A 16,224-nucleotide genomic window follows, 5' to 3' on the forward strand; every position below is an offset into this window, starting at 1 on the left:
GTTTTAACATAAGTAATTGGAGGCATAATTATATTATGATTCAATATAAAAGGTGTAGTGATGTAAATATTGATTTAGTATATGAAGCTTTTAAAGTTGGATTTTCAGATTACATTATTAAAATGGAAGTTTCAAAAGGGGATTTTATACAACGTTTTTTGGGACCAGAAGGTAATTTGCTAGAACATTCTTTTCTTGCTTTAGAAGAAGGCAAACCTGTTGGCGTAATACTAGGTGGTATAAAGGATTATGAAAGTATTAAGACTATGCGCTGTGGAACATTAGCGGTTCATCCTAATTACCGCGGTATTGGTGTGAGTCAAAAATTATTTGAACTGCATAAAGAAGAGGCGATTCAACATGGATGTAAGCAACTTTTTCTCGAAGTCATTGTAGGAAATGACCGAGCGATTCATTTTTATAATAAGTTGGGCTATGAAAAAGTGTACGATCTTTCTTATTATAATTTAAATGATTTGACTAAAATAATGAATAAAGATTGTAAGGATATTGAAGTAAAACAATTAGAATTTCCAACTTTTAAAGATGAAATTCAGAAATGGTTAAACTTCCATATAAATTGGCAAAATGATATTGATTATATCAAAAAAACAAATAATGTATTTTATGGTGCATATGTCGATAATGACTTAAAAGGCTCTCTATGTGTAAATAAACAAGGTAAAATTAGTTTTATTTTCGTAGACAAAGATTATAGAAATATTGGTGTTGGGATGAAATTATTACAAATAGCAAGAGAAGAATTAAATTTATCAAGTTTATCAATTGGGTTTCCTAACAATAATTTACTGGAAGGTTTTCTTAAGAAATGTGGATTTGAAAAGAATTCTTTAGCGCAATATGAAATGTATTTATTACTCTAAGAGCGGAAAGATTTATTCTTTTCGCTTTTTATTTTGCTGTTACGTTGGTAAATGCTCCGCAACTATAATTTATAATGAGAGGGATTTTGTTTATCCTTAAGTTATTTTTTAAATTGTCAATTTCATGCTAATAATTTTCTTTGTATAATATTCTAATTTTATGTAGAATAGATACGATGAGAGGGGATGAAATGAATAATGGATTAAAGTTTAAGATTTTTGAATTGCATTGTCTCGTTCAAAAGACTTATTCTGATATTAAAATAGCGTGTGATATTGCTATTTATCAAGAAAACACTTCTAAATATTTAATTTCATTAGGATTTTTAAATAAATCATATATGACTTATATAGAAGCAAAAAGATTCTATCGCGAAAATGAAGAGCTTGTAAGTGTAGAATTTGATAATTTCTTTGATATGTATGATAAATTAGAAAACGAATTAAAACAAGTTATTTCAACTGAAGATAAAAATCCTTCATTGTTACATAGCAGACTTGATCAGTTTCAGCAGAAAGTTGAAAATATAAATGACCTAATAAAAGTATTGCAAAATGCTCGTTAATGAATGCTTTTTTCTGTTCGTATAGAAATTATGTATTAAAAACATTTTAGGGATATTACATATTGAAGAGGTGGCTTTTGTAGATTACAAAAGTCATCTTTTTATGTTAGGAATAGATTGTATACATTTTAGCAGTTTCATATAAATAATAGAAATTTATACGAGGTAAATATCATGGGAAATAAAAAAGAAATAGCTATAGTTGCATTAACTACAGGATTCGTTTTAACAAGTGTAACACCATATGGAGTAGGTCATGCAGAGGAACCTGGTCAAATGCAAGTTGAAATTCAAGAGGATTCGTTCCGTACAGGTGATCTGACACAACCATCAAAAAAGGCACCAGAGAATGTAGTGAAAGATGCACTTAAGGAAAATACGGAGCATGCTTTGTCTCCAAAACAAGTTAGTGCAGAAACAGGAGTAGATTACAAGGTTCTTCAAAAACGTGGTTCTTATGATGGAACTACACTTGTGCGCATGCAACAAATATATGAAGGAAAAGAAGTATATGGCCACCAGTTGACTGCTCACGTAGATAAAAAAGGTATTATTAAAAGCATTTCAGGAGCTAGCGCACAAAATTTAACACAAGAAGATTTAAAGAAACCTATTAATTTATCAAAAGAAGAAGCAAAACAATATATTTATAAAAAGTACGGAAACGATACTAAATTTATTTCTGAGCCAGAAGTTAAGGCAGTTATTTTTGTTGATGAAAATCATGGGCAGGCTAGCAATGCATATCAAGTTACATTTGCTGCTACAACACCAAATTATGTATCTGGAACTTATTTAGTGAATGCTCATAATGGTGAAATGTTAAAAGATATGGTACAAGAATCAAGTTTGAAAATAAGTGAAGAGTATGTTGAATCCGTTAAGGAAAATAAAACTAGCAATTTTACATCATTAACTGGAACGGGAAAAGATGATTTAGGCGTAACTCGTACATTTGGTATTTCTAAACAGACCAGTGGGAATTATGCGCTTGCTGATTACACAAGAGGACAAGGAATTGAGACATATGATGTAAATTATAGAGATATTACAAATGAAGAAAGTTATTATCCTGGTATACTAGCAACTAGTGTTTCAACAACATTTAATGATCCAAAGGCGGTAAGCGCTCATTTCTTAGCAACAAAGGTATACGATTTTTATAAAGAAAAATATAAGCGTAATAGTTTTGATAATAAAGGAAAAAAAGTAGTTTCAGTTGTACATGCATGGGATTCTGGAGGAACAAATGATCCTGAAAATTGGGAGAATGCATTTAGTACTAATATTAATAACATTAGTATGCTTTTATATGGAGATCCCATGGTAAAAGCGTTCGATATAGCCGGTCATGAATTTACACATGCAGTTACATCAAGTGAATCTAACCTTGAATTTTCAGGAGAATCTGGGGCAATTAACGAGGCATTATCGGATATTATGGGAACGGCTATAGAGAAATACATAAATAATGGGGAATTTAACTGGACAATAGGAGAACAAACTGGATCGACTTTTCGTAATATGAAAAATCCAACTGCAATTAATTTTTCAGAAGGACTACCGTATCCGGATGATTATAGTAAATATAATGATTTAAATGGAGAGGATTATGGAGGCGTTCATTTTAACTCAAGTATTATTAATAAAGTTGCGTATTTAATGGCACAAGGTGGTACTCATAACGGTGTAAATGTAAATGGTATTGGTGAAGATAGAATGTTTGATATTTTCTATTATGCAAATACTGATGAATTAAATATGACTTCTAATTTCTCTGAATTGAAATTGGCATGCCTTAAAGTGGCAACTAATAAATATGGAGCGAACTCAATTGAAGTTCAAGCAGTCCAAAATGCTTTTGATGCGGCAAAAATTACAGGAACGGTGAAAGAGAACGAAAAAACAGCAGAAAACCAAGCTCCAGAGTTAACTGTACCGTTTACGATTACACTACGTGTAGGTGATACGTTTGATTCAATGAGAAATGTAAAAGCTGTTGATAAAGAAGATGGTGATTTAACAAATAAAGTAAAGCATAAAGGCGATGTAGATACTTCAAAACCAGGTACATACATTGTGGAATACATGGTTGTTGATTCTCAAGGACGGAATGCAACGGCAACACAGACTGTAATTGTAGAGGGAAATGGAGAAACATCAGATTTAGAACCTAAATTAACAGTGCCTGTTGGAGCGACAATTCATGTTGGAGATTCATTTGTTCCAATGGCAGAAGTATTAGCTATCGATAAAGAAGACGGTGATCTCACTTCTAAAATCAAAGTTGATGGTGAAGTAGATACAACTAAAGCCGGTACTTACGTATTAACGTACACGGTTACAGATTCTAAAGGTCATGAAGTAACGGCGAAGCAAACTGTAACGGTCAAAGTTAGAGAAGAAGTTAAAAATGATAAACCAATACTAAAAGTACCTGCTACAACTTCAATTACTGAGGGTGATCAATTTGATTCATTGGTAGGGGTATCAGCTACTGATAAAGAGGACGGTGACCTTATTTCTAAAGTAGCGTATGAAGGAACTATAGATACAACTAAAGCTGGTACTTATGAAATAATATATAGTGTTAGAGATTCCGTGGGTAATGAGGTAAATGCAATACAAAAAGTATTAGTGAAAGATAAAGAAACTAGCAAAGCTAATGGCCTTGCTAATAAGGAAAATAAGAGTAATATCTCAAACAACAGTAATAGCGATAAAAAAGAATATACATATAAGGAGCTTCCAAAGACGGGTGTAAGTACAACTAACAGTGCAGCAATCGGCATATTGATGATTATTACAGGCACAGTACTCACTTTTGTTCGCAAATTTAGAAAGATACAAAAATAATAGTAGGGATCATTCGTTTGAAGAAAAGAGTTCATTATTCAAAAGAAATAAAGTAGAAAGTAAGTAAAACAAAATATGGATTTTTTACTTAATAAGATTTTAGTAGTTAAGCGGTGCATTTGGCTTCTATAAAAATTTGTAGTTGGATCATGTTCTGTCTACAAAACTACATTACATAAAAAACACGTTACTATTCTCATTAAAATAAAAGAATAGTAACGTGTTTTTTGGTTTGGAAAAAGCATAAATCCTATAGTTCATGAATCTGGGAGTGCTTCTAATCTGCCATTGATGAGTTACTGAAAACATTTTGTTTTAATGGAAGTTTCACTCTAAATGACAACATGAGATTTTCGATATTTACCAGGTGTTTCATTGGTGAATTTTTTAAAAATTTTAGTGAAATAACTTTGATCGCTAAAATTAAGCGAAGCGCATATGTCTGATAAAGGATAGGTGGTGAAAGTTAATAATTTCTTTGCTTCTTCGATTCGTTCACGTTGAATGTACTCAATTAATGAAATACCGACTTCTTTTTTAAATAATATAGATAAATAATCTGAATTCACATTTGCAAATTTAGCAACTTGTTTAACAGATATTGGATTGTAAATATTTTTAAAAATGTAGTTTTTGCAAATAGCAATAGTCTGTGAATGTTGCTGTGTTTTTTGTGCCTTTACACGGTCTGCAAAGGTACAAAAAGCATTTTTTAATAAATCCCAAACAGATTCTTTGTCTTTTAAATCTTCTGTTCTTTGAATATGTAAATCATAAATTTTGTAAGCAATCCCAGATGGAAGTCCCCCTTTTATCGCATATCTAGTAGCGAGCGTGATGGATGAAATACAAATGTTTTTATGACGTCTTAATTGATGGAATGAAGATAAAGATGAAAGAGTCTCTTGTTGGAATTCGTAATAATATTTGAGTACGGTTTCTTTATCCCCGTGTTCTATAGAACTAAGTAGTTGCTGCTCTATATATAAATTATGATAAATGGATTCGTCTTTTTGCATTGAAATATATACATCTTCGTTTAAGATGCTGCTATGACTTATATGAAGTGAGTCACTGTTATTTGAAAAGGTGCTTACATCTGAATTTTTTTTATAGAGAATGTTATAGAACAATATCGCTATATTTACAAAGAAATTTTGATCTTTGACTGACAATGAAAAATAATGGTCTCTTGTTCTTTTATAATTTGGAATAAAATTAAGGTTACTATCCGCTTTACTTGTAGAAGAATTCACATGTGTCAAGGGCCCAATAATAACAGTACCGTTCACCATATAATCGCTCTTTATGTGAATTAAAATAAAGTGCCCTAGATATTCGTGAGTTCTGAAGATGGGGGAATTATATGTATCATTTCTCTGAAAAAGCATATGTAACTCTTCTATTTTTGATGTATATAACGAATGTGAATCATTTTTTGATTTAAATTCTAAAAGAATATTTTTGTTACAATCTAAAAAACAAACTGGAATTTCGAAAGATTGAAAAAACATATTGCAAATGTACTCTATCTCAACTAGACTGAGTTTTTTAGTCATATTCTTCCTCCTTACAGTTATGCGTAATAGTTAAATAAACATATATTCCTTTTTCATAAGTAGATACGGAAAACCTTTATTAATAAAAAATATAAATAAAAGTTATAAACTTCTAAGAATAATACCATAATTTAACATGAATAGCACATATTATTTGAATATACAGGTAACAGTTTTGGACAGTAGCGTAAAATATGAATCGTCACACTTATTTGTTGGTTATTACTTATATGTATTAAAAAATGATTAAGATTGGATTTTAAATAGGGATAGGAAGTGAGAAATGAATAGATTGACAGTAAGTGACTAGTCGAAATTAGTAGTGAAAGCTATTGTGTAACAAATGTAATGATTCTTGAAATAGGGATATAAGTGTAATTTAGGGGAGAAAATTACATATATCATGTGGAGAGACAACGTAATAATAGAAGATAAGAAAAGTGAATAAGTGATTGTAAACAATGGATTGTTGGACGACTATGTTTTATGTTATTCGTTTAAATCTGATACTTGGCACACTATTGCTTTTAAGAAGGTAATAGTAATAAAGAAATTTTTAAAATGATAGAAGTAGTAAAGGGGATAAGAGAAATGAAAAAAATATTTAGTGTGCTTTTAGTGTTTTTCTTAACATTTTCTACATGGTCTAGTGTATTAGTAAAGGCGGATTCACCATCTAAAGGTACTTTAACGATTCATAAGTATGAACAAGAAAAAGATGGAGCGCAGGGACTAGAAGGTGACGGTTCTGCAAATCAAGAGGTGCCAAAAGATGCGAAACCATTAAAAGGTGTAACGTTTGAAGTAAAAAAGGTTGCTTCTTTTGAAAAAATTTCAAACGATGGGAAAATCGTAAAAGAAGACGTGAAACCTGTAATGGGAGCCACTCCCAATCAAGTAGTAACAGATGATAACGGACAAGCTGTATTAAAAGATCTTCCGCTAGGACGTTATGAGGTGAAAGAAGTGGCAGGACCTCCACATGTTAATCTAAATCCCAATACGTATACAGTAGATATCCCATTAACGAATAAAGAGGGTAAGGTGCTAAACTATGATGTTCACATGTATCCTAAAAATGAGGTTAAACGTGGTGCAGTTGATTTAATAAAAACTGGTGTAAATGAAAAAGCATTAGCAGGTGCAGTATTCTCTTTATTTAAAAAAGACGGTACAGAAGTGAAAAAAGAGTTAGTAACAGATGCTAATGGTCATATTCGCGTGCAAGGATTGGTGTATGGAGAATACTATTTCCAAGAAACAAAAGCTCCGAAAGGCTATGTAATAGATCCAACTAAACGTGAGTTTTTTGTTAAGAACTCCGGAACAATTAATGAAGATGGAACTATTACTTCTGGTACAGTAGTTAAATTAGAAGTGAAAAACTATGAAGAACCAACAATTGATAAAAAGATTAACGGAAAATTGGAAGCGTTACCAATCAATCCGTTAACTAATTATAATTATGATATTAAAACATTAATTCCAGAAGACATTAAGGAATACAAAAAATATGTGGTAACAGATACTTTGGATAATCGTTTAGTGATTCAAGGAAAGCCAATCGTGAAAATTGATGGAGCAGAAGTAAATGCAAACGTTGTTGAGGTAGCTATAGAAGGTCAAAAAGTAACAGCTACAGTAAAAGATTTCACAAAATTAGATGGTAAAAAAGAATTTCATTTGCAAATTAAATCCCAAGTAAAAGAAGGAGTACCATCTGGTTCGGAAATTTTAAATACAGCAAAAATACATTTTACAAATAAAAATGATGTAATTGGAGAAAAGGAATCTAAACCTGTAGTTGTTATTCCGACAACTGGAATAATTGAGTTAACAAAAATTGATGGTGCTAATAAGAATAAATTAAAAGGTGCAGAGTTTGTACTTAAAGATAATAATGGAAAAATAGTTGTCGTAGCAGGAAAAGAAGTAACAGGTGTATCAGATGAAAATGGTGTTATTAAATGGTCTAACATTCCATATGGAGACTATCAAATTTTTGAAACGAAAGCACCAACATATACAAAAGAAGATGGTACAAAAGCATCTTATCAATTATTAAAAGACCCCATTGATGTAAAGATTAGTGAAAATAATCAAACGGTTAAATTGACGATTGAAAATAATAAAAGTGGATGGATTCTTCCGGTAACGGGTGGTATAGGAACGACTCTTTTTACTGTAATAGGCCTTACTTTAATGCTTACAGCGGCATTTGTTTTCTTTAGAAAAAAGTTTGCTAGAAATTAAGATTTTAGGAACATGTAACCATATGAAAAGGGGAGAAGCAAAATGCTTTCCTCTTTTCGATATTTAAGCGTATACAGAGGTGGAAATATGAAACGAAATCTTGTTTTGGGAGGTATTTTCTTATTTGGATTAGGTATTTTTTTATATCCTACTATTAGTAATTGGTTGGCGACCCGTGCACATTATTCTGAGATTAGCTCTTACGATAAGAAGATTAAAGCATTACAAAAGAAAGAAGTCGAACGTAGGGAAAAAGAAGCAGCCGAATATAATAAACAAGTTCAAACTTCTGCGAAAACATTTACAGATCCATTTTCTGAAAAAAAAAGTAATCATCAAGCGTATGCTGATGCGTTAAATTTAGGAGATGTAATGGGGTATATTGAAATATCGAAAATTAATATAAAACTGCCAATCTATCAAGGGACCTCTGAGGAAGTATTAAGTCGCGGGATAGGTCATTTAGATTTTTCTTCGCTCCCGGTAGGTGGAGAAAATACGCACACTATTTTAACAGGGCATCGTGGTTTACCATCAGCAAAATTATTTACAGATTTAGATAAGTTGAGTGAAGGAGATCTTTTTTATATTCATTCTTTAGACAAAGTTCTTGCTTATAAAGTAGATCAAATTAAAGTAGTGTTACCACACGAAATGGAAGATCTACAAATTGTAGAAAATAAAGATTATACAACTTTAATTACGTGTACGCCTTATGGAGTAAACACCAATAGATTGCTAGTTCGAGGTGAGCGTGTGGAGTTAAACGAGAAAGAAAAACCAAAAGTGAGTACAGAGATATTTATGTTTAATAAGTGGACTGTAATAGTTCCACTCCTATTGTTATGTGTGTTTCTAGTCGTAATTTATAAGAAAAGGTTTACTCGATAGAATGTATGTATTTATCCCGCATTAATGGGAAGTGGGACCGTAAATTCAGAGATAAGTAAAGAAGGTATATAGGGGATTGAAGTAAATCATCATTAATAAAAATTTCATTTTATTCGACTATAGAAAAAATACGGTAAAGGTGGGAACAAAGGAATTGAGGCTACGATTAAAGCTGGTAAGTATTCATTTTATTGTTTTGTTAATGTTAAGTGTAAGTTTTGTCGTATATGTACCAAAAGAAGCATATGGATCCACGACTAACTTAGAAGGTCTAGGAGATATATCGCGTTATAATGCTGTTGTCTTTGGTAACCATAAAGCAATAGGTGGCGACATTGAAGGAGCAATTGCGGTTCAAGGTGATATGGATGCATCGGGGTATACGATTGTAGGTGCTGCAGCGGGAACATCTAATATAGTAGGTGAAAAATGGGGTGATGAGGGATATCCGTCCTTGTTATTGTCTGGAAAATTTAAGAAATCAAGAGAAGAATCTTTTATCATTCAAAACGGAATAGTCGTAATGACAAAAGAGAGTGATCCAGATCGCATCATACAATCCTCTTATGATCGTATCGTTTATAAAGAAAAACTAGAAATTGACGCGAAATTTAATGAATTTCGCAATATAGTGAACCAAGTCAGTAAAAATGCAGGTCAATATAAAACGAATACCCCAATTCCAAATATGAGTCATGGAATCGGAAAAGATATAAACAATCCTAATATTTATGTTTCATCAGAATTGACAGGGAAAATTAATTTAGATATAAGAGATGTATTTTTACCAAATGCTAAGGACAAAGATTTTATTGTTATGTATTCGGATGCAACAGAGGTTACATTTAAAAATGGGTCTATTCTATATGACAAGAACAATATTGGAAGGGCTACAGATATAGTTCCTACATCACAACCATATTCTCCTAATTCCCCGTTTACTGAGCTATATGGGAAAGTGATTTGGTTTTTTCCAAATGCGAAAAAAATTATAACAGAGGGATATGGTGTCGTTGGTAGTGTGTTTGCTCCCAATGCTGTATTAGAAACAAAAGGCGGTTCGATTAATGGACAAGCATTTGTCGGTGCGGTACAACAAACTGGTGGATTTGAATTTCACAATTTCAAATTTAACTGGCAACATTGGAACAAGCCTAGTACAGGAAAAGTAAAAATAAAAAAGGTTGATAGTAATAATGATAATAAAAAATTGGAGGGAGCAAAGTTTAAAATTGAAGATTCAAAAGGAAAAATAGTTGGAGAACTAGTAACAAATGAAGAAGGAGAAGCGATATCAAAAGACTTACCAATAGGAAACTATACCTTAGTGGAAAAAGAAGCACCTAAAGGTTACGAATTATTAAAAGATAACATAACTGTAAAAATAGAAAAAGATGCAGTAGTAGAAATTAAAATAGGAAATAAGAAATTGCCAGATCTAATGGGGAAAATGAAGCTTGTGAAAGTAGACATAAGTGATAAAAATAAAAAACTAGCAAGAGCAAAGTTTAAAATAGAAGATTCAAAAGGAAAAATAGTTGGAGAACTAGTAACAAATGAAGAAGGAGAAGTGATATCAAAAGACTTACCAATAGGAAACTATACCTTAGTGGAAAAAGAAGCACCTAAAGGTTACGAATTATTAAAAGAAAAAATAACTGTAAAAATAGAAAAAGATGCAGTAGTAGAAATTAAAATAGGAAATAAGAAATTGCCAGATCCAATGGGGAAAATGAAGCTTGTGAAAGTAGACATAAGTGATAAAAATAAAAAACTAGCAAGAGCAAAGTTTAAAATAGAAGATTCAAAAGGAAAAATAGTTGGAGAACTAGTAACAAATGAAGAAGGAGAAGCAATATCAAAAGACTTACCAATAGGAAACTATACCTTAGTGGAAGTAGAAGCACCTAAAGGTTACGAATTATTAAAAGAAAAAATAACTGTAAAAATAGAAAAAGATGCAGTAGTAGAAATTAAAATAGGAAATAAGAAATTGCCAGATCCGACTGGGCAATTTGAAATTGAAAAAGTTGATGATATGGATAGTGAATTAAAGCTAAAAGGCGCTGTATTTCAAGTGTTAGATAAAGAAGGGAAAGAAGTTAGTAGATTAATAACGGATGAAAAAGGAAAGGTGATTTCCAACCAATTAGCAATTGGAAAGTATACGATTAAAGAAATAAAAGCACCGAACGGATACATGTTACTTAGAGATCCAATAGAAATAGAAATTACAGAAGCAGTAAAGACACAAAAAATAACAGTGAAAAATGCGAAGAATAACTGGGTAATTCCTAATACTGGTGGGAGTGGAACAACAATTTTTTACGTAATTGGTATTATGCTAATGTTTGCTGTGCTATATTTCTATAAGAAAAATCGTATATTATGAACTAATTTTATAGAGTTAGACAGATCGTTGCGTTAGAGAGTTTTTAGGACATGAGTTCGGTATTGTACTGGACTCATGTTACTAAATTTGTTGAAGGAGGAAGGATAATAGTAAACATAGAATATGTTAATGAATTAAAATATTCAAGAGGTGAACATGGTGGCAATAAAACAAGACGAAATTAAAGTAGTTGTCGGAGCTGGAGTGTTTAATAATAATCCAGGTTGGATTCAAACGCAAGAAGATGAACTTAAATTACTAGATAAAGCTACGTGGGAAGGAAGATTTGAATACAACTCTATTTCAGCTATTTTAGCTGAGCATGTATGGGAACACCTTACTTTTGAAGAAGGTGTAAGAGCAGCTGAAATTTGTTATGAATTTTTAAAACCATCTGGTCATATTCGATGCGGAGTCCCTGATGCATTCTTTCAGGATGAGGCATATCAAAATATAGTTCAAATAGGGGGCCCCGGTCCGAAAGATCATCCAGCAGCAAGTCATAAAATCGTTCATAATTATATAACATTAACGAAAATGTTTGAAACTGCTGGATTCGAGGTAGTTTTACTTGAATATTGTGATGAAAATGGTCAGTTTTATTACAACGAATGGGATGCAAACGACGGTGTTATTTTCCGTTCGAAAAGGTATGATTCTAGAAATAAAGGCGATAAACTTGGTTTTCCATCGCTAATTGTCGATGCGATTAAGCGCTAATCATTCAACAAAAAAGGAGTTAATCCTATGATTTCATAAGTCGCAAATGCGGCTTTTTTATTTGTACATAAATCTATATTTAATTTTCAATATTATATAACTCGATTTAGAAAATATTTAAGTTTTTCTCAGCACCATTCACTTTAAATTAACACTTCGTTGACATAAATATTTATTTTATATTTATATTCGTGTAAAATGAAATGGGAACATATATTCTATATAAGGAGACAATCAAAATGATAGCTGAAATTAGGAAACTAACTGATGGATATATTGTAAAATTTGAACGCCAATTTCCATATACGGCAGAAGAAGTTTGGTCTGTATTAACAGAAAACAGTAAGCTGAAAAAATGGATGCCCAATTTACAGATTGAAAGCCTTAAAACTGCTGGAATAATAAAGTTCGACATGATGGACGGTTCATTCATAAATATTGATATTTTAGAGTGTCAACTAAACTCAGTACTTGAATTTACTTGGGATAAAGACCGTGTCAGATTTGAAATACATAATGAGGAAAATGGTACTCTTTTACTTCTTAAAGAGTACATTCATGAATTAACAGATCATACACCGAGAGATGTAGCTGGTTGGCATATTTGTTTAAATCTTTTTTCTTTCGTTTTAGAAGGAGAAGAGAAAGAATTTTCTAAAGATGAATGGCAACAGTGGTTTGAAATATACAAGGATAAGATTCATGAAGTGAGAGGATAATTGCATAATAGGTAATATTCATTATGTAATTATTATATTGTAAAAATGCTTTTGTGAATAAATAAGAATAGAGGTTAATATGAAAGTAAATCAATTAATTGCTAATAACATAAATAAATTAGATGCAACTATACCGTTTAATAAATCGTTTGGAATTGCTGGTTTATCTGGATCGGGTAAAACAACTTTTTGCCAAACAATTGGTGAAGAATCAAAAAAACGATTAGTTTCTTTATTACCAAAGGCTGAATATCAATATTTATTTCCTAACATTATGGAAACAAATTTTAGTGCCATTAAGATGGAAGAAATGCCTTTAGTACTTTTTCTAGGAAAATCATCGATTTCGTCTAATCCGCGTTCAACGATTGGTACTCATACTGGTGTTTTTACAGAGGTTCGGGAAAAACTTGCTGAAGTATTTAATCTTTCTCCAGAGGTCTTTTCATTTAATAATCAATTAGGCTGGTGTACTGGTTGTAAAGGCCGTGGTACTACAAAAAATGTTGAGTGTAAAAAATGTAAGGGAAAACGTTATAGTGAAGAAATTGAACAACATGAAATTAATTTGCTGGACAAGCCACATTCAATCTCAAATATTAATGATTTAAGTATTGAATCTATTCTTTCACTAGCAAAAGAGTTAAATATTAGTGAAGAAAAACAGCATATACTGCAAAATATTATTAATATGAACATTGGTTATTTAACATTAAATCGAATTATGGGTACGTTATCAGGTGGAGAGTTAACACGACTTTATTTGGCCGAATTCATGGCAGTAAGTGAAAATGCTGTAATTATTATTGATGAGATTTCAGTTGGACTTGATCATGAAACTTTATTACAAATTTTAGAAGAGATTAAACGATTAGGGTGTAAAAATCAAATTTGGCTTATTGATCATTCAGATACAGTACTAGATACATCTGATGAGCAATTGTTCTTTGGACCTGGTAGCGGAAAATATGGCGGGAAAATTGTGGAAGAATCACCAAGACCAAAGTCAATACTGTGGGATGGAAATAAAGAAATACCAACAGAATTTTATACATTCTATGATTTATATTGCCGTAATATCCAAATAGCTGAGTTTCAAATTCCTAAAAACAGGCTTGTAACAGTTACAGGAGAATCAGGATGTGGGAAATCTACACTTGTCAACGAATGTCTAGCTACAGATTTTTTGAAACGATATCCAAAAGATAAATTAGTTATGGTAGGACAAGACCGAAATCAATCAATTACAAGTCGATCAACTGTAGCAACTTTCCTAGATATTAAAAAGAAACTGACAAAGTATAGTGAAGACATTGATGATATTTTTGAGCGCTCGATTGAGGATATTATTGATGAACTTCCAAATGAAGATATCGCTTATAAACGTTTGAGCCTACTAATTAAATTAGGACTTGGCTATTTAACATTAGAGAGAAAAACACAAACATTATCGACAGGTGAGTTTCAATGTGTTCATTTAGTTTCGGAATTATTTGCAAACACTAGAAATCCACATACATTATTCATTTTTGATGAGCCTTCAAAAGGTTTATCACAAAATATTTTAAATCAATTTATCGATAGTATTAGAGGTATTCTGCAAGATGAATCAGTTTCTATCATTATGATTGAGCATAATCGTTACATGTTAGAAAGCTCTGATTATATAGTTGATTTTGGAAAAAGGCAGAATGAATCTGTAGAGCATTTGGATGTTGTTAATCATGAGGATTACTATCGTCAAAAAAGTAATGTGAATAGCACAAAGAAAATAAATATCTCTTCAATGCTTAAGCAGAAAAAAGGAGTTCACTATTTAGAAGAAAATCATATTAACTATTTTAAAAATGCCGAAAATGTTTATAAGGGCGGTATTTTAAAAAGTTTATCATCAATGGCTAGGTTAATTTATGGTGAATATGAATCTGATACAATCGCACCTGTTATTGCTATTGATCTTGAAAGACATTTATATAGTCAATATAGTTTCTTATATGAGATTGGTGGATTAATTAATCATATTGTAGCTGCTCATCCAATTAATAAAGATACGAGAAGTTTTGATTTCTATTCACAGGACAATCATTGTCCATCTTGTTCTGGACGTCTTCAAATTGAAGTTTTTGATAAAGATATTGCCATTCAAGATAAAAGTGTTCCATTTTGGGATGGGCTATTCGATCCAGAAATCATGAAGGTATTAAAATTTTATCAGCATGAAAAAATAGAATTTCTATTCGAAGAAATAAAAAATGAGCTTGGTCACGATTTGTCAAAGAGCTATAATGATATGTCAGAAGAAGAAAAGCATACGTTTTGGTACGGATATTTTGAAAAATCATTTTATGATAAAAAAGGAAAGACACGCAGAACATGGGTAGGATTTAATACAATTATTGGTGGATATATTGTTATTTCAAAAGCACCTATTAAAGAAGAAATTAAGAGTTCAAAAAAAATGATGAAATGTCCAATTTGTGAGGGGACGGTTTTAAATCATCATAAGCCACTTAAATTTGGTAACGTAGATATTCGTGAAATAATCAATCAGCCTATTAATAAAGTATTGAAAACAGTAGGTGATTTACCGGCACTTGTTAAATTGAAGTCTATTGTTGGTGGCGATATGGTATTGACGGAAGATGTTTCTTTATTGCCAAGAAAAGCACAAGTTGCATTGAAAATGTTTGAATTAGAACAAGCAAGCTTTTCAAACTATGAAATGGTGTTACAAAATGTCTTACCATTCTGGAGCGAAATAAAAGGAAATATCGAATCCATTAGTGTTAATAATCAGGTAACTGTTTGTGATTTCCCTAATGTTTATGAAACGAGAGAAGCCATTATAGATAAGTATTTCACAAATGGTAAATATAAAAAACTAACGTATGTATACGAAGCGTTTGGATACAAAAAATTAGTTACTCAAATTAATAAAATTAAAAAAAGTAATCCATGTCCATTTTGTAAAGGTAAGAAAGTGATAACCGAAGATAATCTACATGATGGTGTCTTTAAACTAACAATTCCATGTGTAACTTGTAATGCAAGTGGTATTAATGACGAAGGGTTAAAAGAAGTTGTTGAGGGCGTGGATGTACAAACGTGGTTAACTGGAAAAGTAAGTGATGTTGTGAATGAAAGCTTATTAACAGAAGCTGTTGGACAAATACCAATTTTTAATCGCATACGTGAGTTGGATAAACGAGATATGATGGCGGTTTATGAATGTCTTGAGAGTAATCAGTAAATTTTATTAATATAAATTAATAAAACATATATTCTTTATAATGTATATATTAGCGCAGTATAATTAATACAAGGTAATGAAGGTAATGAAAGAAGATCCAATTTCTTAATATCAAAATTAAGAAATTGGATCTT

General features: G+C 31.3%; 10 protein-coding genes. 9 read left to right on the forward strand and 1 reads right to left on the reverse strand.

Annotated elements, in window-relative coordinates:
- The first annotated feature begins 35 nt into the window (after positions 1–35).
- The 3 genes from BLT20_RS23630 (at position 36) to BLT20_RS23640 (ending at position 4,306) form a co-directional block, all read left to right on the forward strand.
- A complete protein-coding gene (locus BLT20_RS23630) occupies positions 36–884 on the forward strand; it encodes a GNAT family N-acetyltransferase (RefSeq protein WP_000617039.1) in 849 nt (282 codons plus the stop codon).
- 191 nt (positions 885–1,075) lie between these two features.
- Positions 1,076–1,450 (forward strand): hypothetical protein, encoded by a 375-nt coding sequence (locus BLT20_RS23635; protein WP_001059022.1) that lies wholly within the window; start codon positions 1,076–1,078, stop codon positions 1,448–1,450.
- A gap of 174 nt (positions 1,451–1,624) precedes the next feature.
- Positions 1,625–4,306, forward strand: coding sequence for a M4 family metallopeptidase (locus BLT20_RS23640; protein WP_000527068.1), 2,682 nt, complete (start codon positions 1,625–1,627; stop codon positions 4,304–4,306).
- 332 nt (positions 4,307–4,638) lie between these two features.
- Here BLT20_RS23640 and BLT20_RS23645 read toward each other — a convergent pair whose 3' ends face one another.
- The gene (locus BLT20_RS23645) at positions 4,639–5,865 is read right to left on the reverse strand and encodes a helix-turn-helix domain-containing protein (protein ID WP_000162828.1); all 1,227 of its coding nucleotides are present in this window, start codon (positions 5,863–5,865) and stop codon (positions 4,639–4,641) included.
- 591 nt (positions 5,866–6,456) lie between these two features.
- On the opposite strand from BLT20_RS23645, the gene BLT20_RS23650 reads away from it, so the two are divergent.
- From BLT20_RS23650 to BLT20_RS23675, 6 genes are all read left to right on the forward strand, one after another.
- Positions 6,457–8,118 carry a SpaA isopeptide-forming pilin-related protein gene (locus BLT20_RS23650; RefSeq protein ID WP_000719298.1) on the forward strand — a complete coding sequence of 554 codons (1,662 nt, stop codon included), beginning with the start codon at positions 6,457–6,459 and terminating at the stop codon, positions 8,116–8,118.
- 87 nt (positions 8,119–8,205) lie between these two features.
- The gene (locus BLT20_RS23655; RefSeq protein WP_002197786.1) at positions 8,206–9,009 is read left to right on the forward strand and encodes a class C sortase; all 804 of its coding nucleotides are present in this window, start codon (positions 8,206–8,208) and stop codon (positions 9,007–9,009) included.
- Between the two features lie 154 nt (positions 9,010–9,163).
- Entirely contained in the window at positions 9,164–11,401 is a 2,238-nt protein-coding gene (locus tag BLT20_RS23660) for an MSCRAMM family protein (RefSeq protein WP_090869579.1), read from the forward strand.
- Positions 11,402–11,557: 156 nt separating this feature from the next.
- Complete coding sequence (locus BLT20_RS23665; RefSeq protein WP_000225719.1) at positions 11,558–12,121, forward strand: class I SAM-dependent methyltransferase; 564 nt, start codon at positions 11,558–11,560, stop codon at positions 12,119–12,121.
- A gap of 239 nt (positions 12,122–12,360) precedes the next feature.
- Complete coding sequence (locus BLT20_RS23670; protein WP_000559863.1) at positions 12,361–12,840, forward strand: SRPBCC family protein; 480 nt, start codon at positions 12,361–12,363, stop codon at positions 12,838–12,840.
- 79 nt (positions 12,841–12,919) lie between these two features.
- Positions 12,920–16,090 (forward strand): ATP-binding cassette domain-containing protein, encoded by a 3,171-nt coding sequence (locus BLT20_RS23675; RefSeq protein WP_000867755.1) that lies wholly within the window; start codon positions 12,920–12,922, stop codon positions 16,088–16,090.
- Positions 16,091–16,224: the final 134 nt, after the last annotated feature.

This window comes from Bacillus sp. cl96 (assembly GCF_900100505.1).
In the GTDB taxonomy this organism is placed as follows: Bacteria; Bacillota; Bacilli; order Bacillales; family Bacillaceae_G; genus Bacillus_A; species Bacillus_A cereus.

What these genes read in the sequence shown, in the direction of transcription:
- BLT20_RS23630 (WP_000617039.1), top strand. Translation starts at nt 36, where the DNA reads ATGATTCAATATAAAAGGTGTAGTGATGTAAATATTGATTTAGTATAT.
- BLT20_RS23635 (WP_001059022.1), top strand. Translation starts at nt 1,076, where the DNA reads ATGAATAATGGATTAAAGTTTAAGATTTTTGAATTGCATTGTCTCGTT.
- BLT20_RS23640 (WP_000527068.1), top strand. Translation starts at nt 1,625, where the DNA reads ATGGGAAATAAAAAAGAAATAGCTATAGTTGCATTAACTACAGGATTC.
- BLT20_RS23645 (WP_000162828.1), bottom strand. Translation starts at nt 5,865, where the DNA reads ATGACTAAAAAACTCAGTCTAGTTGAGATAGAGTACATTTGCAATATG.
- BLT20_RS23650 (WP_000719298.1), top strand. Translation starts at nt 6,457, where the DNA reads ATGAAAAAAATATTTAGTGTGCTTTTAGTGTTTTTCTTAACATTTTCT.
- BLT20_RS23655 (WP_002197786.1), top strand. Translation starts at nt 8,206, where the DNA reads ATGAAACGAAATCTTGTTTTGGGAGGTATTTTCTTATTTGGATTAGGT.
- BLT20_RS23665 (WP_000225719.1), top strand. Translation starts at nt 11,558, where the DNA reads ATGGTGGCAATAAAACAAGACGAAATTAAAGTAGTTGTCGGAGCTGGA.
- BLT20_RS23670 (WP_000559863.1), top strand. Translation starts at nt 12,361, where the DNA reads ATGATAGCTGAAATTAGGAAACTAACTGATGGATATATTGTAAAATTT.
- BLT20_RS23675 (WP_000867755.1), top strand. Translation starts at nt 12,920, where the DNA reads ATGAAAGTAAATCAATTAATTGCTAATAACATAAATAAATTAGATGCA.